This window comes from Hymenobacter jejuensis (assembly GCF_006337165.1).
In the GTDB taxonomy this organism is placed as follows: Bacteria; Bacteroidota; Bacteroidia; order Cytophagales; family Hymenobacteraceae; genus Hymenobacter; species Hymenobacter jejuensis.
Window position 1 is genome coordinate 3,405,471 of sequence record NZ_CP040896.1, and the last position, 23,267, is coordinate 3,428,737.

A 23,267-nucleotide genomic window follows, 5' to 3' on the forward strand; every position below is an offset into this window, starting at 1 on the left:
TGCGCTATTCCGCGCTGGCCGAAGTAGCCTTTTTCCTCTTAAACGTGGCCAGTAGCCACGTAATGAGGCCGCCCAACGCGCCGCCGGTCGTGATGATCCAGCCCTGATTTTCTTTCCAATACGAAAGCACTCGTTCCGGCTTGGGCACTACTACGGCCTTCACCGGCACCACGCCGTTGTACACCTCCAAATCAATCCATTCGGCCACGTCGCCGTCGTAAACCCGCGCGCTGGCCTTGATGATCAGGTTTTGATTGCCGGCTTTCAGCGGGACAACCGACCATTCCCATTTCGTTTCCGTTGTGTCCTGCAGGTCAACGTATTGCTGGGCGTGCGACAACGGCTCAATGCGGAAGGCTGTGCTGTCCATGGCGTACAGTTTGGCCACCATTTGCTTGGAAACCTTGATGCGGTCCAGCGTAATCCGCGAGGTGTCGGGCCGGGCCTCGTGCGCGATCGATGACTCCAGCGATCTTTTAAGCGCGGCAGCAGGCTTGTTTTTGGAAATCACCAGCGACACCCGGCTCGGCACGTTCACTTTCATCGAGTCGGGTACATAATACCCTAAATTTCCCTTTTTCAAATAGTTATCCACTAAGTCGTGGGGTGTCTGTGGAGGTGGCGGCCCATCGGCTGAAGTAGGGGGAGGTGGCGGTGGGGGCGGAACTGCGGCCGTATCCTCCGAGTCGCTGCCAGTAGGCGGAGTGGCCCCGACAACTTCCATGGTATCTCGGCTGCCAGTCCCATCCATCATCGCTGTGTCTTGCGAGGCGGTTGCGGGGTAGTCGGTAGCCGGATCTTCGGTTTTGGCAGAGTCGTTATTACAGCCGAACAGAGTCACAGCCAGCAAGACCAGCACAGCCAGCTTCTGAAACACCCCCAAAATGTTTTGCCCGCTATTCATCTCGATCAGCACGTTCGTAGCCTTCGTATGAATATATTAAATTATATTTATAATTAAAATAATTATAATGAGTTAGGTTCTTGCTGTGCGCACTTTGCAAAACCAGAGAACGTAGTAAACCGCGCTTAGTAAAGCTTATTTATTTATAATAAACTGATAGACAACTTTTTATAAATTACTAACGGGCCGGCGCATCTAGGAAGCGTATTGAGTCGTCCTGCAAAAACAGCTTAGCCATAGGGGCCATCCGAACTGTCATTTCGACTCGCTTACCCGACAGGCCAGCCGGTAAGCTGCTCCGACGGGCTAGCACTTCTGCGGTGGCAGGACTCTGTCTGGAAAGCAGATCAGCGAATCCGGTAACGGGTTGCACGGTGGCAACTTGCACGGTAAGCCGCACAAAATCAGGCAATTCGGTTTGCTCCTGAATGTCTTGCACAATGCCCGTCACACGGGAGCGGTTTTCAATTATTTGCACCATTTGGGGCTTGGGCGGTTCCATATTCCAAATAACGGACGATGGCATCGGAGATGGGCAGGCCGGCTTCGTTCTGGAAGTAGCTGTAACCGGGGCAGGGGTTGGCTTCGAAGCAGAAAAAATCGCCGCCTTCGGTTTCAAACAGGTCGATGCCACACAGCGGCAGCCGCAGCGCGCGGGCCAGCCGGGAGCACTTTTCGGCCACGTCCTGGGGTAAGTCTACGGGCTGCATGGTGGTGCGGTTGCCGTCGTGGCTGGCGTAGCGGTAGTCCACCGATTCACTGCTGATTCGGGCTGCAAACAGCGCATCGCCCACCACGTGCACCCGCACGTTATGCCCCTGCAAACACTCCTGAAACTGCGTAGGCAAGCTCCGCAAGTGGTGCAAACGACTTTTTTCGTCGATGGTCAGGGGCTTAACGATGGAGCGCACGCCGCTAATGGATTTGTAAATCAACGGACCGTGAACGTCCTCAAAATCCGCCACCGCTTCTGGCTCGTTGGTCAGCAGGGAAGCCGGAACTTCCAGGCCCGCTTCGCGAATGAACGCCAACTGATAAAGCTTGGAAAAGTTGGAGCCCATGTGGTGCGGGCGATTGAGCACGCGGCACGGCAGCACGTCGGCTAGTTGGGCAAACAGATCATTGACGAAGCGCAGCCGTTGCAGCTTGGGTGCCGGCAGCCCAAACGGAGCGACCGCGCGATTTTCAGGCAGCGAGGCCGAGTCCATCATGCGAAAATACACGCCCTGAAGCTGCATCAAATCGATGCGTTGGCCCCCTAGGCGCAGCTCAGCGCGAAGCTGCTGCCCCGAAAAATCGACTTGCAATTCGTAATGCAGGGCGTCGCGCTGGCTGAATACGACGTGCGCAATGCCCAGATTTTCAGCGCTTTCTATTACCCGCGCCACCGGCTCTTCCGACGGGATTCCAGCAATCAGGATCATGCTACAGGCTGTAAGTAAGAAGCCGAAACGGACTGGCGCAAGCGACTTTTGGCGAATTCCACAAAGGCAGCGCATTCTTCGTCGGTAGCCCAGTTGAGCAAGAAATGATAGCCCACGGCTCGCCACGCGCCACTCGTGTTGCGGGCAAACGGCACCGCTACAAAAGGTGCGTCCAACGACTCCTGTAGGCACTGCAATGGCGCAATCAACTCTGGGTCAGGAGCGTGAAAAATGGCCTTGTCCACTGCTACCGCCGTCGTGACGTCGGGCAAAAGCGGTTCTTGCAGCCAAGTGCCGGTGCGGTTGGGCCACTCCGGGTGCAGGGCCGAAAACGGAATGTCAGGCAGGCCGGCCCACTGCTGCGGGGCGGTGAGGCAGGCGGTAGCGGGCACCGGCAAGCCCGCGGCGGCCATTTGCTGGAGCCGCAGCCAGCCGTTGGTGGGCGGTTGCGCCAACTGTACCGGCGATACTGGCCCCAGCAACGGCACTTCCGCGTTACGTAGCCAGCCCGTTATCAAGGCTTGCAGCTCCGACGCGGCGTAATTGGTGTCCTCGGGGGCCGCGAAGGCGTAGGGGCTCCACACGCCCAGCAACCGACAGTATATGCCGGCCACCGTGAGCGGCGACAACACCGTGCCGTCGGCGAGGCCGATGCGCCACATGGTGCCCGCCGTGCCCGTTTGCACGTGCCAGGCAGGTGCGGCGGCCAACTCAACACCCGTTACGACAATAGTAGGTAAGTCGCGCCGACGGCAGAATTCCGCTAGGCGGAAAGCCGCTACGTCGTCGGGCTGACATAGGATAAGCAGAGATTTCATAGGACTGGACGGACGAAAAAGCCGGTGGAAGATGCACGCCGAAAACGGCGGGGCTGTCACTCAAGCAGCCCCGCCGCCGGGCTACTGCGGCATATCCGGCGCCTTCGTATCCATGCTGCGCTTGGCGTGCGGGCCCAGCTCAGGGTTTTGGGCCGCGGCATCATCTTCCTGTGAATAAGCGCCCGTGCTCAGGTCGGGGCGCAGGGAGCGGCCGATGAAGGGCTCCAGCGTGTTCAGGCGGTGCTCCAGCTGATTGAGCCGGCCTTCGACGCTGGGGTGGAGGCCCCCGCCGCCTTCGCCTAATTTATTGTCACCCAGCTTGTTATCGCCAAGCTTGTGCTCGACTAGCCCTTTCTCACCGGCAACACCCTTCTCATGCACGAGGGATTTGTCGGAAATGACGGTTTTATCGTTCGCCGTCGCTTTGTCGCTGATCAGGGTCTTGTCGGGATGGATGTCCTTGATCGTTTCCTTGACGTCCTTGTGCAAATCCTTGTTTTCCTTCGCGATTTCTTTGTCCTTAATATCCTTCTCCTTGATTTCCTTTCCGTCTTTAAACTCCTTGACAATCACTTTGCACTTCACCTGCAAGGCGGCCGTCATGGTGGCGCCGGGCGCGCTGATGCTCGTGACGCCCACGCAGGTACTCACGCCCGCATAGGAGTTGGAGTTGGGCGAAGAAGACCCGTTGAAGGTATGGTTGTTGGCCGAGCCGGGGTAAGGGTCGCCGCCGTCGCCGCGGTTGTGGTTGAGCTCCAGGTCCTTTTTGTTATCTGCCTGAATAAGAGCCACTTGATAATGCGCTTCGTTGGTGTTGCTGGTGACGGCATCGTCGATGTGCCAGATGAGCAGTCCGCCGGCCGGCAGGTTGTCGTCGAAGCCGGTTTTCTGGCGGTTTTCCACCAGGAAGTATTCGGTGCCGGCCGCGCCGTTTTTCCAGAGCCGGTACACTTTGTACCCCGATTTTACATCCTGAATACTGACCGTAGCGTTGGTGGTCTGGTTGACGACGCTTACCCAGCCCTGCTTGGCTTTGCACCAGGCCGAAGGGTGGGCCGGGCGGTTGCCGCCGCCGTTCCAGCTGCCGCCCGACATCAGGCACCAGTTGCCGATGCCTTCACTCGAATAATCGCTGTCGTACAGGTCAGGGAAGCCAAACAGCAAGTGGCCCAACTCGTGGGCGCACACGCCGGTGCGGCAGTCTTCGGGCACGGTCAGGTACGCATAAATCGTTTTGCCATCGGCGGCGTAGGGCGAGGGCAGCACCCATTTGTGCGACCAGATGTCGTTGACATTGCCCGTCACTTCGCCGCCCGAGCCGGCATGGATCACAATGTAGGCATCGACGTAGCCATCGCCATCGTTGTCGTACACACCGAAATTGGTGGTGGGATTGGCGAGCTGAGCCGCTTCCTGCGCCATGGTGCGGGCATTGGGCAGCGTGCCGCCCGTGCCGCTGGCACCGTGGGCGTAGTAGCTCATGGGGTGCGACAGCGTAACCGGCCCCACTACTTCGCCCTGAATATCAATGATGTTGTGGCTCACTTCGCGGTAATACTCGCGTACGCTGCCCGTACCTATGACGCCCAACGAGAAAAACAGGTCGCTGAAGTGCTTGGCTGGTTGGCCGATGGCTTTGTCAGTGAAGTTGACGAGCACCACAATCACGCGCACCACGCCGGTGAGCGGCGCGCGTTCGGCCCCGGCACCTCGCGCAACGCTGGCCGATGTGCCCAGCGGAAACAAGTTGCCGGGGTAAATCAGGCCGTCGTCGAGGCCCACGTGTTCTTCGCGCTTGAAGGTGATGGTGTTAGACATCACGATGTCGCGCTTGCGGAGCTTCTCGAGTTCCTTATTCATTTTTTCTTTGAGCTCCGGAGCAGGCGGAACGGGCATGCAGCCTGCAGCCTGCAGTTTGGCGCGGCCAGCGGGCGTAACCAGCTGAGCGGCCAGCAAATCTTGCTTTGCGGTTTTCATGGTGAATAAAGGGTTAGTGAATAAGGAGTTAGCACGCACGCAATAGGAAGCGGGAAAGCAGTTTTTAGTAGCGCAAGCCGGGGGGTATGCACGGGTTCGCTAGCCTTCCACGCGCCTTCCTGTCCTGGCTGCAAAAGCACAGGGTGTTCCGCCCAGGCGTAGGCCAGCAGACAAATACCCGGCAACCGGGCACGTCGGAGCGGAGCAATAAGGAGGTGTGTAGAGGCTAGCGCAGGTGCAAGCGGGGCGGTAGCAAAGACGCTGGCCCGGCCAAACGTCCGTCAATCGAAGCAGTCAGGAAAACAGCCAGCCCGGCATCGGCCAGCACACGAAGCTCAGCAACTCAGGTCGCAACAGCTCAAGCGGTTACGGCAGACAAATATGTATATTTTAATACTGTAATATAACACCCAGCGCTCACATAATCATGTGATAGCACCTGAAATATATTTGGCCCAAAACCGCCAAAATGCCGGTGCCTGCCAACAAAAAGCGGCCCTTCGAAACGGTGTTTCGAAGGGCCGCTTGAGGCATGGACGCGTCTAGGATTAATACAGCACCCGAAACTTAATGGTGTGCTCGACCTTGCGCAGCTCGCCAATCACTTCCTGCTCGTATTCCTTGTCGATATCCGTGATCACGTAGCCGATGTGCTCGTTGGTTTTCAGGTATTGCCCCAAAATATTGACGTGGCGGTTGGCCAGCACGTTGTTGATGCGCGCCAGCACGCCGGGTACGTTAGCGTGAATATGAATAAGCCTATGTGCTTGTTGCTGAGGTAGTTGTATATTAGGGAAATTGACGCTCTGCTGCGTGTTGCCCGTGTTGATGTAGCTCATAATCCGTTCGGGCACAAACTCGGCAATGTTGCGCTGGGCTTCGGCCGTACTGCCTCCGATGTGGGGCGTAATGAGCACGTTGGGCAGGCCACGCAACTCGCTTTCAAATACCTCCTGGTTGGTTTTGGGCTCGTGCGGAAATACATCGACGGCGGCGCCGCCCAAGTGGCCGGAGCGCAGAGCAGCCGCCAAAGCCGGCACATCCACCACGTGGCCGCGGGCATTGTTGAGGAAGAGTGCGCCGGGTTTCATCAGCGCAAATTCTTTGGCCCCAATAAGGTTGGTGTTGTCCTTGCGGCCATCGACGTGCAGCGTCACCACGTCCACCTGCTGGAGCAGCTCTTGCAGCGTGCGGCACTTCACGGCGTTGCCGAGCTGGAGCTTTTCGGCCACGTCATAATAGTAAACTTGCATGCCCACGGCTTCGGCCACCACCGAAAGCTGCGAGCCAATGTTGCCGTAGCCCACGATGCCAAGCTTCTTGCCGCGAATCTCAAACGAGCCCTTGGCCGACTTATCCCACTCGCCCTGGTGCATTTTGGGGTTCTTCTCCGGAATGCGGCGCGCCAACACAATGATCTCACCCAGAGCCAGTTCTACCACCGAGCGCGTGTTGGAAAACGGCGCATTAAATACCGGCACGCCCTTTTGCATGCAGCCCACCAGGTCGATCTGGTTGGTGCCGATGCAGAACGCACCCACCGCAATGAGGCGGTTGGCTGCTTCGAGCACGCGCGGCGTCACGTTGGTTTTGCTGCGAATGCCCAGGATGCTCACGCCTTCGATGCGCTCCACGAGCTCATCCTCGTCGAGGCCACCGGGCACACTTTCCACTTGGTAGCCTTCGGCGCGAAACAGTTCGGCCGCGCGGGCATCGGGGTTTTCGAGCAACAGTACGCGGATGCGGTTTTTGGGGTAAGAGAGCGTCATGGGAAGCTTGTTCTGGTACAAAAACTCGTCGAAAGTAGGCACAACTTCGTCGGCGCGGGCCACCACGGCGTCGCGGCTGACGTTTTCAGTGAAGGCGTAAAAGCGGTCGGCAAGGCCCGATTCGCGCATCTGGTAATCGGTGTAGCCATCGCCCATCACGTACACTTTGCCTTGCAGATCGAGGCGGCGGAGCTGCTCGATTTTGCCGCCGTCCTGGCTGAGCACGTTCTCGGGGTCGAAGCCCGTGATGCGGCCGTCGGCATCGTAGGTGAAGGTATTGGCCAGTACATGGTCGGCGTCGATGCCAAAATCGGCCACTACCGGCTCAATAAACTCCCGAAATCCGCTGCTGACGATGTACACGCGGCCCCGAAACTGCTCGAAAAAGCCCCGGTTGCGCACAATGCTGTCCGAAACCTTAGTTTTAAGTTGCTCCACGAGCAACGGCAAGTGCTCGCGGCGCGCGCTAAGCAGGCCCAGGCGGCGGCGCAGCGATTCGCTGAACGAGATCGAGCCGTTCATGCCGCTATCGGTGAGGGCGCGGATTTCGCCCACAATGCGTTCGCGATCGGGGTGGCCTTGCAGGGCAATGTCGGCCAGTTCGTCGAGACCTTCTACTTGCGTAAACGTGCTGTCGAAGTCGATGAGGAGGTAGGGGAGTTGCGGGTCGGCCATAGTGCGGGCAATATCGGACGGAATCGCCTGACCGCCGCATTAAAAATTACCGAACAGCCAACGCCTACCCGCAGCAGTAGACCGCTTTCGGTGCCGCGCAAGGCAGAATAGTTATAGAAAGTGCTTTTTCATAATTAATTGATTATCAGTATATTAATATTATAAACTGAACAATGACTCGTGAAAAAATCATGAAAACGAATTTCAAAAAACGGCCCGTTGCTGCCTTTGCTTCGTACAGACTAGCATCGATAACCTACTATCTCTACTTCTTATGAACAAGCCTATCACCCGCTTTCAGCACGGCTTTGCCGACTACGCGTACGCCCCATTGGCGGCCGCCGCTCCCCGATTATTTGGATTTGAAAAGGAAAAAACCGCCACGCTCCTGTGTCAAATTTTGGGCGGTGGTGTATTGCTTAACACGTTATTTACCCGCGCCGAATGGGGAGCCGTGAAGACGATTCCGTTCAAAGTGCATCTGGCTACCGACGTCATAGCCGGCGCCCTGACGATGGCGGCGCCGTGGCTGTTTGGGTTTGCCAAAAACAAGCCAGCGCGCAACACTTTCCTCGCGCTTGGCGGCACCAGCCTAGTAGCCGGTCTGATTACGCAACCGGAAGAAATGCCAGAAAATCAATAGATGCTTGTGTAACCATCAGACTATAAATGCTTTATAATCTAGTTGCCATTGTATTCCCCAATCACCTTGGCTGTTTGAGCAGCTAGGTGGTTGGGGCTTTTTGTGGGCGTTTGCTTTCGTCACGCAAGACATCATTCCGATCGAGTGTCTTTCCCCAGCACTTTGGCAGCTACGCCGTTCGCAACGAATTTCAGCTGAAATTTGACGTGGTTGGCGTTCAGGTCAGCATGAATAAGTAGTTGATTATCAATTATATAGTTTACTACGTTATGCGCTTGGTAGCGCACGTCAGCACCCAAGTGTCCTCTTCGCAATTGAGGCACGCGTGTTGCGAAGCCGGCTCCAGGCGTTCGACGTGGCCGCAGGTGCTGCACGCGTAGCTGCCGGTTTGCTCAATCGCTTGCCTGGCTTTGGCAATCACTTCGGGAAACACCGGCAGGCCGGGCCGCATTTGCTCATCCGGGAAGAAGAACACGCTGATGTCGCCGGTGGCTTCGAGGTAGATTTTGTGTACTTGCCCCAAGTGCTCCACCTGTTGCTGGCGAAGCTCCCCGAAAAGCTCCTTTTGGGTGAGATTCTGACCGTCAAGGGCCTTCTTGACAATAACGCCGTCAGCTAGCAAGCATACCGGCTTGCCTTCTAGCCAGTCGCTGAATTTCGGATATATTTCGGTCAGGCGATTGAACAGCAGATACAGCGCCACCACCACCACAAACACCACCAGAATGTGCAGCAGCGGCACGTCGGGGTAAAACATGGCGTCGCCGGCGGCCGAGCCCAGGGCCAGAATAATGCTTAACTCAAAGAGCGACAGCTGCTTAACCTGTCGCCGCCCTGTAATGCGCATCGTGGCAATGATGAGCAGATAGGTCACGATGCAGCGAAAAGCTACTTCCAGCAGAAAAAGCGGCGGCTCCGTTTCGGACCACCAGATGCGGTGCCAATCGAATGGGGTAGTAAGGTCGTCGGCTTGCATGAATTGCTTGTTGGGAAAAACGCACAAGGAATTTAACGCATAACGCGGTTTCGCTCGTTCCTGTTGAGCTCAAGGAAAAGCGAGTCTTTATTATTTGTTATAGTGCTGATAAAGAGAGCCTTATGAAAGCACGATGCTGATACAATTGAGTGTAGCGCTACTGCAAAGGAAGAAACGGAAGCCTTGCCAAACGCTTGCCGGCAGCTTTCGCCTGCGGCATTTGACAAAAGCCAAAAAGGCCCGCTGCACATGTGCAGCGGGCCTTTTTGGCATTAGGGTCATCACCGTTTTAGGCGCTGGCTTGATTGAGTTGCTCCATATATTCGGCGGTAAGCTGCAACTCCGTGGCTTTCAGCAACTCGGTCACTTGCTCGGGGCTGGTAGCGCTGGCGATGGGCGCCGTGAGGCCGGGGCGCGCCATGATCCAGGCGAGCGCTACCTGGGCCGGCGAAGCGTGCAGATGCTCGGCGACTTTGTCAAGCGCCGCCAGAATCTTTAATCCTTTGTCATTCAAATACTTCTGGCCCACGCCGCCACCGCGGGCGCTTTTTTTCAAATCTTCCTGCGAGCGGTATTTGCCGGTCAGGAAGCCGGAAGCGAGGCCGTAATACGGAATCACGCCGACGTTGAATTCCTGACACAGCGGCAACAGGTCTTTTTCAAACTCGGCACGGTCGTAGAGGTTGTAGAGCGGCTGCAACGATTCGTAGCGCGGAAACCCGTGCTGGTGGCTGGCTTCCAGCGACTCGCGCAGGCGTGCCGCCGAAAAATTGGACGCCCCGATCACGCGCACTTTGCCCTCCTGTACGAGCTGGGCGTAGGCTTCGAGGGTTTCTTCTACGGGCACCGTGGGGTCGTCTTTGTGCGACTGATACAGGTCGATGTAGTCGGTTTGGAGACGTTTGAGCGAGCCTTCCACGGCGCGCAGAATATAGTTCTTAGCCAATCCTTTGTTCTCGGCGTTCACTTCCCAGCCTACTTTGGTGGCTATTACGAGTTCGTCGCGGCGGCCGTGCTGCCGAAGCCATTTGCCGATGATAGTTTCCGACTCGCCGCCTTGGTGGCCAGGCACCCAGACCGAGTAGCCATCGGCCGTGTCGATGGCATTGCCGCCGCCGGCCACAAACGCGTCGAGGACGCGAAACGACGTGGCTTCGTCGGCCGTCCAGCCAAATACATTGCCGCCCAGCACGAGCGGGGCTATTGAGAGGGAGGAGTTTCCTAATTTACGCTGTTGCATAAGTGCTTCTGAAATGAATATTTGCGGGCCGCAAGGCGGTTGGTACCCTTTGTGGCGCAACCACCAGCCCAAATCCGGGTTATACTACTAGCAACCCGGCAAGTTGTTTTGGACGTGGAGAGCACGAAAACGGATGTTCACGTGTTCCTCATCTGCTAGGCGCTAGCTTTCAGTAAATTAGACCGCTGCCGCAGCGTACGTGCCGGGCAGGCATCTTCTCTCACCCACATTTTCATTTTCCTATGCACACGTCCCTTTTGCTTTTCCTCGGCGACATCGGTGGCAGCGAACTGATCCTGATTCTGGTCGTTTTTCTGATGTTTTTTGGCGCCAACAAAATTCCGGAACTCGCCCGCGGCTTGGGCAAAGGCATTCGCGAGTTCAAGGATGCTACCCAGGAAATTCGCAGCGAAATTGAAAATTCCGGCCAGTCGCAACCCACGCACTACCAAGCGCCTCCGGTGCCGCAGAGCTATCCGGTAACTCCGCCTGCTCCGGCCTACACGGCTCCCCAAACCGAACTGCCAACCGTTGAGCCCGTGCTCTCGCCCGCACAAGAGCACAATAAGGATTTTAACCCAACAGTTTGATTATCAAACATATATAGTTTAATGCTAAAAGCCCTCTGAGCATGCTCAGAGGGCTTTTGCTTGTAGTACGGCCTCGTGCCCGGCGCGACTGAGTGATTTACGTCCAGCGGCTGAGGAATTGCGTGAAGACTTCCTTGTACTGGTCGCTGACGGGAATTGTGACTTCGCCAATCTGCACGGAATTGCGCGTCACGGCGTGGATCTGGTCGAGGGCCACGATAAATGAGCGGTGAATGCGCATGAAGCGCCGGGGTGGTAGTTTTTCTTCCAGTGCTTTGAGGCTGGTAAGCGACAGAATAGGCTTCGGGGCGCTTTGCAGATGCACTTTCACGTAGTCCTTGAGCCCTTCGACGTACAGGATATCGTTGAAAGCCACCCGCACCAGCTGGTATTCGACCTTTAAAAACAGGTATTCGTCTTCGGGCTCCGGAGCCGGAGCGGGGAGCGCCGCCGCTGGCGCAGCAGGCACTTGCAGCAGCCCGGCGTAAGCGTGGGCTTTGGTGGCCGCCCGCAGAAACTCCTCATAATTAAAGGGTTTCACGAGGTAATCGAGCGCATCGACGCGGTAGCCTTCCAGAGCAAACTGGTTGAATGCCGTCGTGAAAATGATGCGCGGGCCCGTGCCCGGCCGGCCGCGGTCGAGCACGCGTGCCAGCTCGATGCCGTTGAGGTCGGGCATTTGGATGTCCAGGAAAATCAGGTCGATGGCGCCCAGCTCGTGCAAACCCCGGAGCGCTTCTACGGCGCTGGCGTAGCGGCCTACCAGCTCCAGAAACGGCGTTTGTTCGATGAAAGCACATACCAGTCCGAGGGCCAGCGGCTCGTCGTCGACGGCAATGCAACGGAGCTTGTTCATAGGGTTTGCAGGGTTAAATGCACCAGATACTCTTGTTCGGGCGTCTGTTCGGTGACGGCGAGCTGGTACTGACCGGAGTACAACAAATCGAGGCGGCGGCGCGTGTTGGTCAGCCCGATGCCATTGCTTTCGTCCAGCGACAGCCGCTTATCGGAGAATATGGTATTACGCACTTCCAACTCCAATGTCGGTCCGAATTGGCGCACCGCCACGTAAATGCGGCTGGGCAACGTGGCGCTCACGCCGTGCTTAAACGCATTTTCTACGAACGGCAGCAGCAACATGGGCGCGATGGGCACGTCGTGCATGGGTTCGGGGCGCTCAAAGGAAACGGTTACTTTGTCGGTCAGGCGCAACTGCATCAGGGCGATGTAGTCCTGCAAAAACAGCAGCTCCTGGCTGAGCAGCGTGGTGCCCGTTTGGGTTTCGTAGAGCACGTAGCGCATCATGCGCGAGAGCGTGTGCAAGGCCTGCCGGGCCAGCTCCACATTCACCACCGTCAGGGCGTAGATGTTGTTGAGCGTATTGAAAAAGAAGTGCGGATTGATCTGGGCTTTCAGAAACGAGAGCTCGGAGCTAACCTTTTGCTGCTCAAGGTCTTGCCTAATCTGGGCGTCTTTTTGCCACTTCTGCACCGCCGTCACGCTGGTGCTGATGCCCAGCACCAGCAGCGTGATGAGCAAAGCCCCCATGTCGAACCACGGTCCGCCCCGGCGCATGCCGCGGGGCCGGCCTCCTTCGGGGTGAAAAGCCCGATACATGAGGTCGGGGAGGTGCAACCACGACTCGACCAGGTTGTTGAGGCCCAAAACGATAACGATCGAAACGCTGATGGCCACGATAAACCATGCCGTATGGCCCCGAAACAGCAGCCGCGGCACCCACACAAACGCATTGACATAAAACAGCCCTACCCACAGGCAAAACAGCACGCCCTGCTTCACCCAGAACTGATCAGGGAGCGTCACGCGCCACGACAGGGGCTGAAACAAGAGCAGCATCAGGCCGAGCACACCCCACGCCAGCACCTGAATGAGCGGGGAAATGTAGCGTCGGATGGAGAAAGAAGCCATTAGCGAGAATATAGGAACCGTAGCAAAACCAGTTGCTAAACTTACGCCAACCTGCGGATAAGCAGTTCCCTGACCGTTCGCCGGGCCGAATGTGCCGACCGAATGCCGGGTTTTATCTGCCAAATGGCCTGCCGCCGCCGGGCTCCGCTACCGATTCAATTTGATCGGTTGATGCGCCCAAACCATCGGCGTTTGCGGGGTTGCTGTCTATTAGGCTTCATTCTTGGGAACGCGAGCAGTTGCTTTGAGGTGTCAATCCCGTATTCCTCAAGTACGAAGCGAATGCAAAGCGCTCTTACTCTGCGGAGTGTAAAAAAACCGATGCTGCAAGCTGTTGTTGATATGCAGATGGCGCAACCTGAACCGGGCAATGCCGTCCCTTGGCGCGTGAATACCAAATCCATGAAGAAGCTTTTATTCCTTTTGACGCTGGCTGGTAGTAGCCAAATCGCGTTTGCCCAAATGCCGCAAGTCGGTAGTCCTGCCGGGCCAGCCCGACCCCAGATGCCCGCCGGCGCCATGCCGGCCGCCGAGGGCAGCGGCCGCATCACCGGCACGGTAGTAGACGCCGGTACGCAAAAGCCGGTGCCTTTTGCCACGGTAGCCCTCATCAATGCGGCCACAGGCAAACCCATCGACGGCACGGCTGCTGATGACGACGGCAAGTTTACCCTCACCAAGGTGCCCGCCGGTACTTATAAGCTCCAGTACAGTTTCATTGGCTACAAAACCATTGAAAAAGAAGGCATTGTCGTAACCGAAAAAGGCGGTGCCTTTCCGCAGGGTACCATTCAGCTGGCTTCCACGAGCCAGCAGCTCAAAGAAGTAGTGGTGCAAGGTCAGCGCGCGCTGATCACGGAGAAAGTGGACCGCACGGTGTACAACGCCGAAAACGACCAGACCACCCGCGGCGGCGACGCCACCGACGTGCTCAAGCGCGTGCCTGCGCTCTCCGTCGACCTCGACGGTAATGTGAGCCTGCGCGGCAACCAAAACGTGCGGGTGCTCATCAACAACAAGCCTTCGTCCATTGCGGCCAGCAGCATTGCCGACGCCCTGAAGCAGATTCCGGCCGACCAGATCAAGTCAGTGGAGGTAATTACTTCACCATCAGCCAAATATGATGCAGAGGGCTCGGGCGGCATTATCAACATCATCACCAAGAAAGACAACCTACAGGGCAAAAGCCTGGGCGTAGACGTCAGCGGTGGTACCCGCGGTGCCAACCTGGGCCTCAACGGCAGCTACCGAGTGGGCAAAATGGCCTTTTCGCTGGGCGGCTTCGGCCGGGCCGGCTACAACACGCCCGGCAGCTTTTCCAACGATCAGCGCACTTACAGCATCCTGAACAACGACCTGAGCACGCGCACGCTGCGAACGCGCACCACGCAAGAGGCCGATACGCGTCAGAATCAGGTATTTGGCCGCTACAACTTCGGCTGGGACTACGACATCAACAAGTACAACTCCATTTCGGCCTCGGTGCAGTACGGACTGCGCAACTCGGTTAACTACCAGGATAACCTGTTGTCTAACACGTACTTGCAAAACGAAACGCAGGCTGCCAGTGGCAGCAATCGTAATGTGCGGACCAACGACAAGTCGAACAACGTTGACCTGAGCCTGGGCTACACGCACACTTCCGAAACGCCGCAGAAGGAATTTAGCTTGCTGGGCGTATACAGCCGCAACAACCGCAACAACGACTTCACGAGCAACATCCTCAGCGAGTTCGGCAACGCCAACATCAGCACGCTGGCGGCACCCTATCGGCTCCGAAACCTGAACGATAGCTACAACCAGGAACTAACCCTGCAAGCTGACTATCAGACGCCTATCGGGACCAATCAGCTGCTGGAATTTGGGGGCAAAGACATCATGCGGAAGGTGAACAGCACCTACACCTATCTGCAATCGCCGGGTCTGGATGGAGAATTTGAGCCATTGGCCACCGGCGGCACGCGCGGGATTAACCTGAACAACGAGTTCAACTACAACCAAAACGTGGCCGCGGCCTATGCGGCGTATACGCTTAGCTTCCTGAAGAGCTACACGCTGAAGGCCGGCGCTCGTTACGAATACACGACGATCGACGCGAACTTCCGGACCAACGATACGACCTCTATTCCGTCGTATGGCGTGCTGGTACCCAGCCTGAACCTGTCGCGCAAGCTGGCCAACGGCAACGTGCTAAAGGCCTCGTTCAACCGGCGTATTCAGCGGCCTTCCATTCAGTTCCTGAATCCTAACCTGCAGGCCTCTAACCCAAAGAGTGCTACCAAAGGCGAGCCGCAGCTCCGCCCCGAGTACACCAACAACTACGAGCTCGGCTACAACACCTTCCTGAAGAGCGTTTCGCTTAACATGTCGGCATTTGTGCGCAACACCACGGGTTCGATTCAACCGGTGCGCCGGCCCGTTACGGCCAATGAAATTCTTGCCTATTCCCTGTCTCCAGACGCTATCCTGACGAGCTATGCGAACATCGGCCAGGAGAACGCCTATGGTGTGAGCCTGTTTGCCAACGTGAACGTGGGCAACAAATTTACCCTCAGCGGTGGCCCCGACATGTATTACGCCACCCTGCGCAACAATGTAAGCGACGTAACTCTGAACGCCCGCAACGAGGGCTGGGTCGTGAGCGGCCGCGCATTTGGTAACTACAACTTCAGCAAGGGCTGGGGCGTGCAGGCCTTCGGGTTTATGCGCGGTCGGCAGGTGCAGCTGCAAGGCTACCAAGGGGCATTCGGCATCTATAGCCTGAGCCTGAAGAAAGATTTTGCCGAGAAAAAAGGCAGCATCGGTTTTGGGGCTGAGAACTTCTTTACGCCCAATACCCGCATTCGCAACGAGGTAAACTCGGCGTTGGTGTCGCAAAACAGCACCAATGTGCTGAACCGCATGAACTTCAAAATCAACATCAACTACCGCATTGGTAAGTTGAGTGTGGCCGATCAACGTCCGCGCCGTAAGAAGTCCGTCAACAACGACGACCTGAAAGAAGGCGGTGACGACGCTTCGGGCGGTGGTCTGCAAGGTGGTGGTGTGCAAGGCGGCGGTGCTCCGGCAGGCGGCGCTCGCCCAAGCGGTGCCCCGAGCGGCGCCGGTGGGCAGCGTACTGGTAGCTATCCGGGCACGGGCGCTCCGAGCGGAGTACGACCCAATGCAGCTCCGGCTTCCGGTACGGTACCCGCTTCCGGTACTGCCCCGGCTTCTAACGTAGCTCCCGCCTCTGATAGCACTGCCGCGCCCGTAGCGGCCCCTGCTACTGATAGCACAGCCACGCCCACTACTACGCCGGCTATGCCCGCTCAGCCAGTGGTAACGCCTACCCAAACCGGTGTACCCGTACCGACTTCGGCACCTGCTACCACACCGGCTCCAGTTAGCACTCCAGTTCCAACGAAGCCCCAGCCCTAAAACGGCTGATTAGCTAAAAAACAAAAAGGAGCCATCTCATAGCGAGATGGCTCCTTTTTTTTGTAAATATCTTATAATCAAATATTTACATAGGAGGCTCGTGCCAGCGCCTGTATTGGGAGAGAGGTAAGCGAAAGCGCTTTCTAGTTTCCTGTTTGCGTCAGCATCACCTGATCGTTCCAGTGCGGGTCGTAGTCAACGCCGCCGAACCAATACAGCATGAGGGCGCGGGAATAACGAAATGCCAGCGGCATCGTCACGACGGAGGCTACTGCTACCGTTAGTACATACACCCACACGGCAGGGTCGCCAGCTAGGTAGTAAAGCAGCACGCCGCTGATGGCAAAGATGGCCACCGAGAAGGCGAAGCTTACGTACATCGCACCCCAATAAAAGCCGGGCTCGGGCTCGTAGCGCTGGCCGCAAACGGGGCAGGCTTCGGGCATTTCGGCAAAACCGGTACTGAACGCCGGCCGCGAAAACAGCGGCCCTTCGTGGCAGCGCGGGCAGCGCAACGCCAACAAAGCCAACGTGGAAGAATCTATTCTAGCCATGAGTTCCAGGTGAGTTAAATCGCGGTCGGTAACGTACTATCCTACGCACCCCGCCGAAAAAGGGCGTGTTGCGTTGCCCATTTTTGCGGTAGCGGGCGCCGTAGTGCTAAGCCGCTGATCACCTTACAAAATTACGCATGCCCTCCCTGCCCAGCACGGACGACATCCGGGTTTGTACAGGACAAATCACGGATGCAGGCGAAAAGCTTCGGGCGTAAGGCCGGTATGCTTCCGAAAATAGCGGCTGAAGTACGACGTATCCTCAAACCCGAGCGCGTATGCCACCTCTGCCACCGTTTGCGACGAGTGCTGAAGCAGGCGCTGCGCCTCCACAATCACGCGCTCCTGAATGAGCGCACTGGCAGTTTTGTTGAGCAGGCGCCGACATACTGCATTCAGGTGGTTGGCCGTAATATGCAGCATATCAGCGTATTCGCTTACCGTGCGCTGGGTGCGAAAATGCTGGTTGAGCAAGCTGCTGAACGCCCTGATTTGCTCCTGTCCGTGCGTGGGCGCGTGGCGCGGCTGGCCTTGGTAGTGTCGGGCCGCTAACTCCAAACTCAGGTACAGATAAGAACGGAAAACCTCTGCTTGGTTGTCGTAGGCGCTGGCGTTTTCGGCAAACATCCGCTCGAACAGCAGCCGAAAATCCGGTTCGTCGGGCGGCAGGTACAGCACCGGCGCGTGCGCATTGTCGAAAAACGGGTACTCGTACAGACGGCTGCCCGGATAGCGGAACAGGTAAAAATCGGCGTCGAAAAATACGATAAAGCCCCGTGCCGCTTCCGACAGCGACCAGTTGTGCACCTGCCCCGGCGTCATGAAGAAAAAGCTGCCCGCGCGCAGCTCGTACGGCACCAAGTCGATGGTGTGCTGCCCGTGCCCAGCCGTAACGTACAGCAGTAGGTAAAAGTCGTGGGCATGCGGCACGCTCACGCCCGGAAACTTCGCCACGTGCGTTTCCAGCCGTTCGATGTAGTAGGGTTTGCGCGGCTTCGGCTGCTGCGGAAACGATTCGAGCGCAAAAATCGGGAGGGCCGGAGCTTTCATCGGGTGGAGTCTGCTGCGAAGGTAGTAGTTGCCAAAAACCCACTCGTCGGTTACTCCAAAAGCCGCTCAAATACGCGATAACTGTGGGCCGGCACCTCAACCGACGTGCCCGGAGTCAGTGAAACCACTTCACCCGTAAAAATATCGCGATAAGAACCACTTGGTAAATCGTTGATAATAAGATGATTATCAGCATCACCCAAATTGACGGCTGTTACCACAGCTGCTTCTGCTTTCTCGCGCACAAACGCATACAAGCCCGCATCAGATGGCGTAGCAAGCCTCTGAAACCGGCTGGCCCGATCGCCGTTGAGCAGCGCCGGATGACGCTTTTTCATTTGCAGCAGCGTAGTGTAAAAGGCCTCCAGCGGATAGCCCTTCCAGTCGATGGTGTCCTTGTCGAAAAAGGCTAGCCGCTTTTGCAGCGCCGCTTCCTGGCCACTGTAGACGAGCGGCATGCCCGGCAGCAGCACCGTGAGCACAGCCATCGGCAGCACGTTCGGGCCCAGGCGCTCGTACTCGGTACCGTCCCAGCTGTTCACGTCGTGGTTGCTGGTGAAGTGCATCAAATACACGCTCGGTGGGTAAGCCGCGCGCTCGGCGGCCAGGTACGTATCGATCTCATCAACAGACTGTTTGCCTTCCGCGATATGATCGAGCAGGTAATGCAGGCGCAGGCCAAACGTCATGTCGAAGGCTTGCTCCAATAGGCGCGTATTGGGGTCGAAGTTCTCGAAAGTAAGTCCGCCCGACGGGTACAGCTCGTCCCATTCGGCCAGCATAAACACGGGCTTAATCTGCTCCAGCTCCGGGCGCACAGCATTCCAGAAATCTGTAGGCACCAGGCCGGCCACGTCGCACCGATACCCGTCGATGCCCACTTCGCGCACCCAGTAGCACAGGGCGTGGGTCATGTAGCGACGCAGGGCCGGCTGGCGGTAGTCGAGCGCAATAACATCCTGCCAGTCCGGTACGGGCGGCACAAACTGGCCCGTTGCGTCCCGCACGTACCACTCGGGGTGCGCTTGGGCCAGCGGGTTATCCCAACTGGTGTGGTTGGCCACCCAATCGAGCAGCACATACAGGCCCAGCGCGTGCGCCGTTTGCACCAAATGCCGCAGATCGTCGAGCGTCCCAAACTCCGGATTAACGCCGTAGTAATCCTGCACCGCGTATTGACTGCCCAGCGTACCCTTGCGGTGCACCTGCCCAATGGGATGAACTGGCATCAGCCAAACGATAGTAATGCCCATCTTTTGCAGGCGGGGCAAGTGGGCTTCAAAGGCCCGAAAGGTGCCTTCGGGCGTGTACTGGCGCACGTTTACCTCGTAAATGCTGGCGTTTTGCGCCCAGCTCGGGTGCTTGACCTGAAAAAAAGAATCGTCGGAACGGATGAAATCGGGCACGGTAGGGAAGGCTGAGCAGTGAGGAAACCGAAGCCTGCATACGTGAAAAACCGCCCGATAGCTTATGTGCGCCGGCTGGCTTCTTTTTCAATCGGGTGTAATTTGAAAACAGTTGTCATCCTGAGCAGAGCGAAGGACCTTATCGTGCAGCAACGACTTGTTCTGCTGTGATAGGGTCCTTCGCTCTGCTCAGGATGACAACTGTATATTAGGGTAACAGTGAGGTAATATTATGATAATCAAGTATTTACCAAAATAGCCCTTGTTTCTTCGGATCCGGGAGACGCTCGTACACGCGATAGCCGTGCGCTGGCAGCAGCACCTTCGAGCCTGAGCCCATGCGGTTTACCTGCTCGCTGAACACCTCGCGGTAGGTGCCCGGCCCCAGCGTGCGCAGCGCAACCTCGTGGGGCTGATTGCCCAGATTCACGGCTACCAGCACCGCCGCCAATTCTTTGCGCCACACAAAGGCATACACTTCCGGGCTGGAACTGGCCGGCAAGCGCACAAATTCGCTGCACGGATCGCCGTTGAGCAGGGCGGGGTTGCGTTTTTTGAGCGTGAGCAGCCGGGTGTAAAAATCCTGCAACGGGTAGCCGTTCCAGTCAATCGTATCCTTATCGAAGAAGCGCAGCCGCTTTTTCATAGCCGCTTCTTGGCCGCTGTACACCATTGGCATGCCCGGCAGCGTGGCGGTGAGTACAGCCATCGGCAACGCGTTGGTTTTCAGACGTTCATATTCGCTGCCGTCCCAGCTGTTGATGTCGTGGCTGGTCGTGAACGTCATCAGGTACACGCTGGGCGGATACAGCTTGCGCTCGGCCGCGAGGTATTTGTCGATGGCGTTGGTGGGCTGCTTACCTTGGGCTACGCTGTCGAGCAAGCCGTGCAGGCGCAGGGCGTATGTCATGTCGAAGGCCCGCTCCAGCAGGCGCGTGTTGGCGTCGAACTCGCTGCGTTTGAGGAAAGTAGGCGGGTACAGCTCGTCCCATTCGGCCAGCATAAACACCGGCTTGGTTTTCTCCAGTTCCTGGCGGGCTTTGTTCCAGAACGCCGTGGGCACAAGGCCCGCCACGTCGCACCGGAAGCCATCGACGTCGGCCTCGCGCACCCAGTATTGCAGCGACCCAATCATGTACTGCTGCAACTCCGGCTTGCTGTAGTCGAGGTCGATAACATCCTGCCAATCAGCCACCGGCGGGCGAAAACGGCCTGCTTTGTCTTTGGTAAACCACTCGGGGTGCTCGCGCGAAAGCTTGCTGTCCCAACTGGTGTGATTGGCCACCCAGTCCAGAATCACGTGCATGCCGCGCCGGTGGGCTTCCTGCACCAAATGCCGCAGATCGTCGAGCGTACCCAACTCCGGGTTCACTGCCCGGTAGTCCTGCACCGAATACTGGCTGCCGAGCGTGCCTTTGCGTTTTTCCTGGCCCACGGGGTTAACGGGCATCAGCCACAAAATGCCCACCCCCATCTTTTGCAAACGCGGCAAGTGGGCTTCAAAGGCCCGGAACGTGCCTTCGGGCGTGTATTGGCGCACGTTTACCTCGTAAATGCTGGCGTTTTGCGCCCAGCTCGGGTGCTTGACCTGGAACTGCGGCGGAATGTCGGCGCAATGCTGGGTAGTGAGCTGGCAGGCCCCAAGCACAATCAGCGACGCGAAGAGTAGGGCAGAAGCAAGGCGGTGAAGCATGCGGAAAAATACAGGTTTCTGGTAGCAGGCACCCAACCGGAGCGCTGTGCGCCATAAGAAAGCTTCGGGTGTTCATCAAATACTTACGTCGGAACGCGTCTTTTTGTGGGCGCTTTTCGTCTATCTGTTTCTTTGCCCTCCTCGTCTTCTGTCTGCATGAACAAAGCCTCTTTGCTCGGCCTCTTCCTGAGTGCCGCGGCGCCGTTGTTGCCTAATCTGGCAACGGCCCAAATCACCCCAGCTGCCGCCTCCAATTACGACGCGCACACGTTGTTTTCGCCACTGTTTCTGAACGAGCCCGGCACAGCCACCCGCACTGCCGGGGGCCAACCGGGCGCGGCGTACTGGCAAAACTCGGCCGATTACAAAATCAACGCGACGCTGGATGAAAAGCAGAAGTCCGTGCGCGCCGACGTGGACATTACCTACACCAACCGCAGCCCTGATCGGCTGCCGTTTGTGTGGCTCCAACTCGATCAGAATCTGTTTAAAGCCAACTCCCGGGGCTCCGCCGCAACGCCCGTGCAAGGCGCTCGCAACGGCTCGCGCTTTGGCAGCTCGGCGGCCGGTTTTCAGGGCGGCGACAGCATTCGGACGGTGAATATTGAACTGCACGGCAAAAAGACGAAGGCCGATTACCGCATCACCGACACGCGCATGCAGATTCGGTTGCCCGAAGCCCTGAAGCCCAACGGCGATCAGCTGCACATTCGCATCGCGTATTCCTTCAACATTCCGGAGTACGGCTCCGACCGCCTGGGCCGCAAAATGACCCAGAACGGCGAGATCTTCGAAGTGGCGCAGTGGTATCCGCGTATGGCCGTCTACGACGACATAGAAGGCTGGAATACACTGCCTTACCTCGGTGCCGGCGAGTTTTACCTCGAGTACGGCAACTTCGATTACACCCTCAACGTGCCCGCCAACTTCTTGGTGGGCGGCTCCGGCGAATTAGTAAACCCGGCTGAAGTGCTCACCAGCGAGCAGCAGCGCCGCCTGGCCAAAGCCGCCACCAGCAACCAGACTGTGCTCATTCGCACGCCCGCCGAAGTAACGCAGCGCGGGTCGCGGCCGACGGGCAAAAACGGGCGCCTGACTTGGCATTTTCGCTGCAAACAGGCCCGCGACGTGGCCTGGGGCGCATCGGCAGCTTTTGTGTGGGACGCGGCCAAAATGAATCTGCCCAGCGGCCGTAAGGCGTTGGCCATGTCGATGTACCCCACGGAAGTAGCCCGCGATACGGCCTGGAATCGCTCGACGGAATACGTCAAGAACAGCATCGAATACAACTCGCGCCAGTGGTACGAATACACCTACCCGGTGGCCACCAACATTGCCGGCATCGTGGGCGGCATGGAGTATCCGGGCATCGTGTTTTGCGGGCAGGACGCCTCGAAAGGCTCGTTGTGGAGCGTAACCGACCACGAGTTTGGGCACAACTGGTTTCCGATGATTGTGGGCTCCAACGAGCGCAAGTACCCGTGGATGGATGAAGGCTTCAATACCTTTATTAACATTCTGTCTACCAAGAACTTCCACCAGGGCGAGTACAAGCCTACCGATGACAAGCCGGCCTACGTGCTCGGCAGCATCCTGAGCCCGACCACCGACGTGCCCTTCACCGTGCCCGACGTGACGCAGGCGCGCAACCTGGGGTTTGCGGCGTATTCCAAGACGGGTTTTGGCCTGTATCTGCTGCGCGAAACCATCCTGGGACCCGACCGCTTCGACTACGCGTTCCGCACCTACATCAAGCGCTGGGCGTTTAAGCACCCGCAGCCGCACGACTTTTTCCGGACGATGAACGAGGCCTTGGGCGAAGACCTGACGTGGTTTTGGCGCGAGTGGTTCTACGAAAACTGGAAGCTCGACCAAGCCGTCCAGACCGTGGAATACGTGAACCAGGACCCCACGAAAGGCGCCCTCATTACCATCGAAAACCGCGAGAAAGCCGCCATGCCCGTGATTGTGGAAGTGCGCGAAACCAACGGCAAAACCAGCCGCACGACCCTGCCCGTGGAAATATGGCAGCGCGGCGACACCTGGACGTTCCGCTACAATTCCACCTCGCCGCTGGCTTTCGTCATCCTCAATCCCGACAACGCCATGCCCGACGTCAACCTCTACAATAACATCTGGCGTCCGCTCCAACTGCCCGATGGTAAATAGCTTTTGCAAGTAGCTTATAATCAATTATTT

At 57.5% G+C, this 23,267-nt stretch carries 18 protein-coding genes; 4 read left to right on the plus strand and 14 right to left on the minus strand.

What is annotated here, in order from left to right; genetic code table 11:
* Positions 1-4: 4 nt before the first annotated feature.
* The 6 genes from FHG12_RS14160 to serA all read right to left on the minus strand — a co-directional run bounded on the left by FHG12_RS14160 (position 5) and on the right by serA (position 7,567).
* Positions 5-916 carry a hypothetical protein gene (locus tag FHG12_RS14160; protein ID WP_139516348.1) on the minus strand — a complete coding sequence of 304 codons (912 nt, stop codon included), beginning with the start codon at positions 914-916 and terminating at the stop codon, positions 5-7.
* A gap of 166 nt (positions 917-1,082) precedes the next feature.
* The gene (locus tag FHG12_RS14165; protein ID WP_139516349.1) at positions 1,083-1,406 is read right to left on the minus strand and encodes a hypothetical protein; all 324 of its coding nucleotides are present in this window, start codon (positions 1,404-1,406) and stop codon (positions 1,083-1,085) included.
* Complete coding sequence (locus tag FHG12_RS14170) at positions 1,369-2,328, minus strand: ATP-grasp domain-containing protein (RefSeq protein WP_165699405.1); 960 nt, start codon at positions 2,326-2,328, stop codon at positions 1,369-1,371. Before FHG12_RS14170 ends, FHG12_RS14165 begins: the two co-directional genes overlap by 38 nt.
* Positions 2,325-3,146, minus strand: coding sequence for a hypothetical protein (locus FHG12_RS14175; RefSeq protein WP_139516351.1), 822 nt, complete (start codon positions 3,144-3,146; stop codon positions 2,325-2,327). The genes FHG12_RS14170 and FHG12_RS14175 overlap by 4 nt, the downstream gene beginning before the upstream one ends.
* Before the next feature lie 81 nt (positions 3,147-3,227).
* A complete protein-coding gene (locus tag FHG12_RS14180; protein ID WP_139516352.1) occupies positions 3,228-5,123 on the minus strand; it encodes a M6 family metalloprotease domain-containing protein in 1,896 nt (631 codons plus the stop codon).
* Positions 5,124-5,671: 548 nt separating this feature from the next.
* Complete coding sequence (serA, locus tag FHG12_RS14185) at positions 5,672-7,567, minus strand: phosphoglycerate dehydrogenase (RefSeq protein WP_139516353.1); 1,896 nt, start codon at positions 7,565-7,567, stop codon at positions 5,672-5,674.
* 274 nt (positions 7,568-7,841) lie between these two features.
* Here serA and FHG12_RS14190 point away from each other — a divergent pair, with 274 nt between their 5' ends.
* Positions 7,842-8,210 (plus strand): SPW repeat domain-containing protein, encoded by a 369-nt coding sequence (locus tag FHG12_RS14190; protein ID WP_139516354.1) that lies wholly within the window; start codon positions 7,842-7,844, stop codon positions 8,208-8,210.
* Between the two features lie 262 nt (positions 8,211-8,472).
* Here the strand turns inward: FHG12_RS14190 and FHG12_RS14195 are convergent, their stop codons facing one another.
* Positions 8,473-9,186, minus strand: a complete 714-nt coding sequence (locus FHG12_RS14195; protein WP_139516355.1) for a DUF421 domain-containing protein — start codon at positions 9,184-9,186, stop codon at positions 8,473-8,475.
* A 289-nt stretch (positions 9,187-9,475) separates the two neighbouring features.
* Positions 9,476-10,426, minus strand: a complete 951-nt coding sequence (locus tag FHG12_RS14200) for an aldo/keto reductase (RefSeq protein ID WP_139516356.1) — start codon at positions 10,424-10,426, stop codon at positions 9,476-9,478.
* 242 nt (positions 10,427-10,668) lie between these two features.
* Here FHG12_RS14200 and FHG12_RS21350 point away from each other — a divergent pair, with 242 nt between their 5' ends.
* A complete protein-coding gene (locus FHG12_RS21350; protein WP_139516357.1) occupies positions 10,669-11,016 on the plus strand; it encodes a Sec-independent protein translocase subunit TatA/TatB in 348 nt (115 codons plus the stop codon).
* A 97-nt stretch (positions 11,017-11,113) separates the two neighbouring features.
* Here the strand turns inward: FHG12_RS21350 and FHG12_RS14210 are convergent, their stop codons facing one another.
* Together FHG12_RS14210 and FHG12_RS14215 are read right to left on the minus strand one after the other, a co-directional pair.
* Entirely contained in the window at positions 11,114-11,872 is a 759-nt protein-coding gene (locus FHG12_RS14210; protein ID WP_139516358.1) for a LytR/AlgR family response regulator transcription factor, read from the minus strand.
* Positions 11,869-12,945, minus strand: coding sequence for a sensor histidine kinase (locus tag FHG12_RS14215; RefSeq protein ID WP_139516359.1), 1,077 nt, complete (start codon positions 12,943-12,945; stop codon positions 11,869-11,871). Before FHG12_RS14215 ends, FHG12_RS14210 begins: the two co-directional genes overlap by 4 nt.
* Positions 12,946-13,347: 402 nt before the next feature.
* Here FHG12_RS14215 and FHG12_RS14220 point away from each other — a divergent pair, with 402 nt between their 5' ends.
* The gene (locus FHG12_RS14220; RefSeq protein WP_230471129.1) at positions 13,348-16,365 is read left to right on the plus strand and encodes a TonB-dependent receptor domain-containing protein; all 3,018 of its coding nucleotides are present in this window, start codon (positions 13,348-13,350) and stop codon (positions 16,363-16,365) included.
* A 143-nt stretch (positions 16,366-16,508) separates the two neighbouring features.
* On the opposite strand, the gene FHG12_RS14225 is transcribed toward FHG12_RS14220, so the two are convergent.
* From FHG12_RS14225 to FHG12_RS14240, 4 genes are all read right to left on the minus strand, one after another.
* On the minus strand, positions 16,509-16,919 hold the full coding sequence (locus FHG12_RS14225) for a DUF983 domain-containing protein (protein ID WP_230471130.1): 411 nt from the start codon (positions 16,917-16,919) through the stop codon (positions 16,509-16,511).
* A 186-nt stretch (positions 16,920-17,105) separates the two neighbouring features.
* On the minus strand, positions 17,106-17,969 hold the full coding sequence (locus FHG12_RS14230; protein WP_139516360.1) for a helix-turn-helix transcriptional regulator: 864 nt from the start codon (positions 17,967-17,969) through the stop codon (positions 17,106-17,108).
* A gap of 50 nt (positions 17,970-18,019) precedes the next feature.
* Positions 18,020-19,375: an alpha-amylase family glycosyl hydrolase gene (locus FHG12_RS14235; protein ID WP_139516361.1), complete on the minus strand. Its 1,356-nt coding sequence runs from the start codon at positions 19,373-19,375 to the stop codon at positions 18,020-18,022.
* A 247-nt stretch (positions 19,376-19,622) separates the two neighbouring features.
* Positions 19,623-21,068, minus strand: a complete 1,446-nt coding sequence (locus tag FHG12_RS14240) for an alpha-amylase family glycosyl hydrolase (protein WP_139516362.1) — start codon at positions 21,066-21,068, stop codon at positions 19,623-19,625.
* Between the two features lie 156 nt (positions 21,069-21,224).
* On the opposite strand from FHG12_RS14240, the gene FHG12_RS14245 reads away from it, so the two are divergent.
* Positions 21,225-23,237, plus strand: a complete 2,013-nt coding sequence (locus tag FHG12_RS14245; RefSeq protein ID WP_139516363.1) for a M1 family metallopeptidase — start codon at positions 21,225-21,227, stop codon at positions 23,235-23,237.
* Positions 23,238-23,267 lie beyond the last annotated feature (30 nt).

Coding starts and splice junctions, on each gene's coding strand:
- FHG12_RS14225 (WP_230471130.1), bottom strand. CDS start 16,919: ATGGCTAGAATAGATTCTTCCACGTTGGCTTTGTTGGCGTTGCGCTGC.
- FHG12_RS14200 (WP_139516356.1), bottom strand. CDS start 10,426: ATGCAACAGCGTAAATTAGGAAACTCCTCCCTCTCAATAGCCCCGCTC.
- serA (WP_139516353.1), bottom strand. CDS start 7,567: ATGGCCGACCCGCAACTCCCCTACCTCCTCATCGACTTCGACAGCACG.
- FHG12_RS14195 (WP_139516355.1), bottom strand. CDS start 9,186: ATGCAAGCCGACGACCTTACTACCCCATTCGATTGGCACCGCATCTGG.
- FHG12_RS14245 (WP_139516363.1), top strand. CDS start 21,225: ATGAACAAAGCCTCTTTGCTCGGCCTCTTCCTGAGTGCCGCGGCGCCG.
- FHG12_RS14175 (WP_139516351.1), bottom strand. CDS start 3,146: ATGAAATCTCTGCTTATCCTATGTCAGCCCGACGACGTAGCGGCTTTC.
- FHG12_RS14240 (WP_139516362.1), bottom strand. CDS start 21,068: ATGCTTCACCGCCTTGCTTCTGCCCTACTCTTCGCGTCGCTGATTGTG.
- FHG12_RS14165 (WP_139516349.1), bottom strand. CDS start 1,406: ATGGAACCGCCCAAGCCCCAAATGGTGCAAATAATTGAAAACCGCTCC.
- FHG12_RS21350 (WP_139516357.1), top strand. CDS start 10,669: ATGCACACGTCCCTTTTGCTTTTCCTCGGCGACATCGGTGGCAGCGAA.
- FHG12_RS14170 (WP_165699405.1), bottom strand. CDS start 2,328: ATGATCCTGATTGCTGGAATCCCGTCGGAAGAGCCGGTGGCGCGGGTA.
- FHG12_RS14215 (WP_139516359.1), bottom strand. CDS start 12,945: ATGGCTTCTTTCTCCATCCGACGCTACATTTCCCCGCTCATTCAGGTG.
- FHG12_RS14210 (WP_139516358.1), bottom strand. CDS start 11,872: ATGAACAAGCTCCGTTGCATTGCCGTCGACGACGAGCCGCTGGCCCTC.
- FHG12_RS14220 (WP_230471129.1), top strand. CDS start 13,348: ATGAAGAAGCTTTTATTCCTTTTGACGCTGGCTGGTAGTAGCCAAATC.
- FHG12_RS14230 (WP_139516360.1), bottom strand. CDS start 17,969: ATGAAAGCTCCGGCCCTCCCGATTTTTGCGCTCGAATCGTTTCCGCAG.
- FHG12_RS14180 (WP_139516352.1), bottom strand. CDS start 5,123: ATGAAAACCGCAAAGCAAGATTTGCTGGCCGCTCAGCTGGTTACGCCC.
- FHG12_RS14190 (WP_139516354.1), top strand. CDS start 7,842: ATGAACAAGCCTATCACCCGCTTTCAGCACGGCTTTGCCGACTACGCG.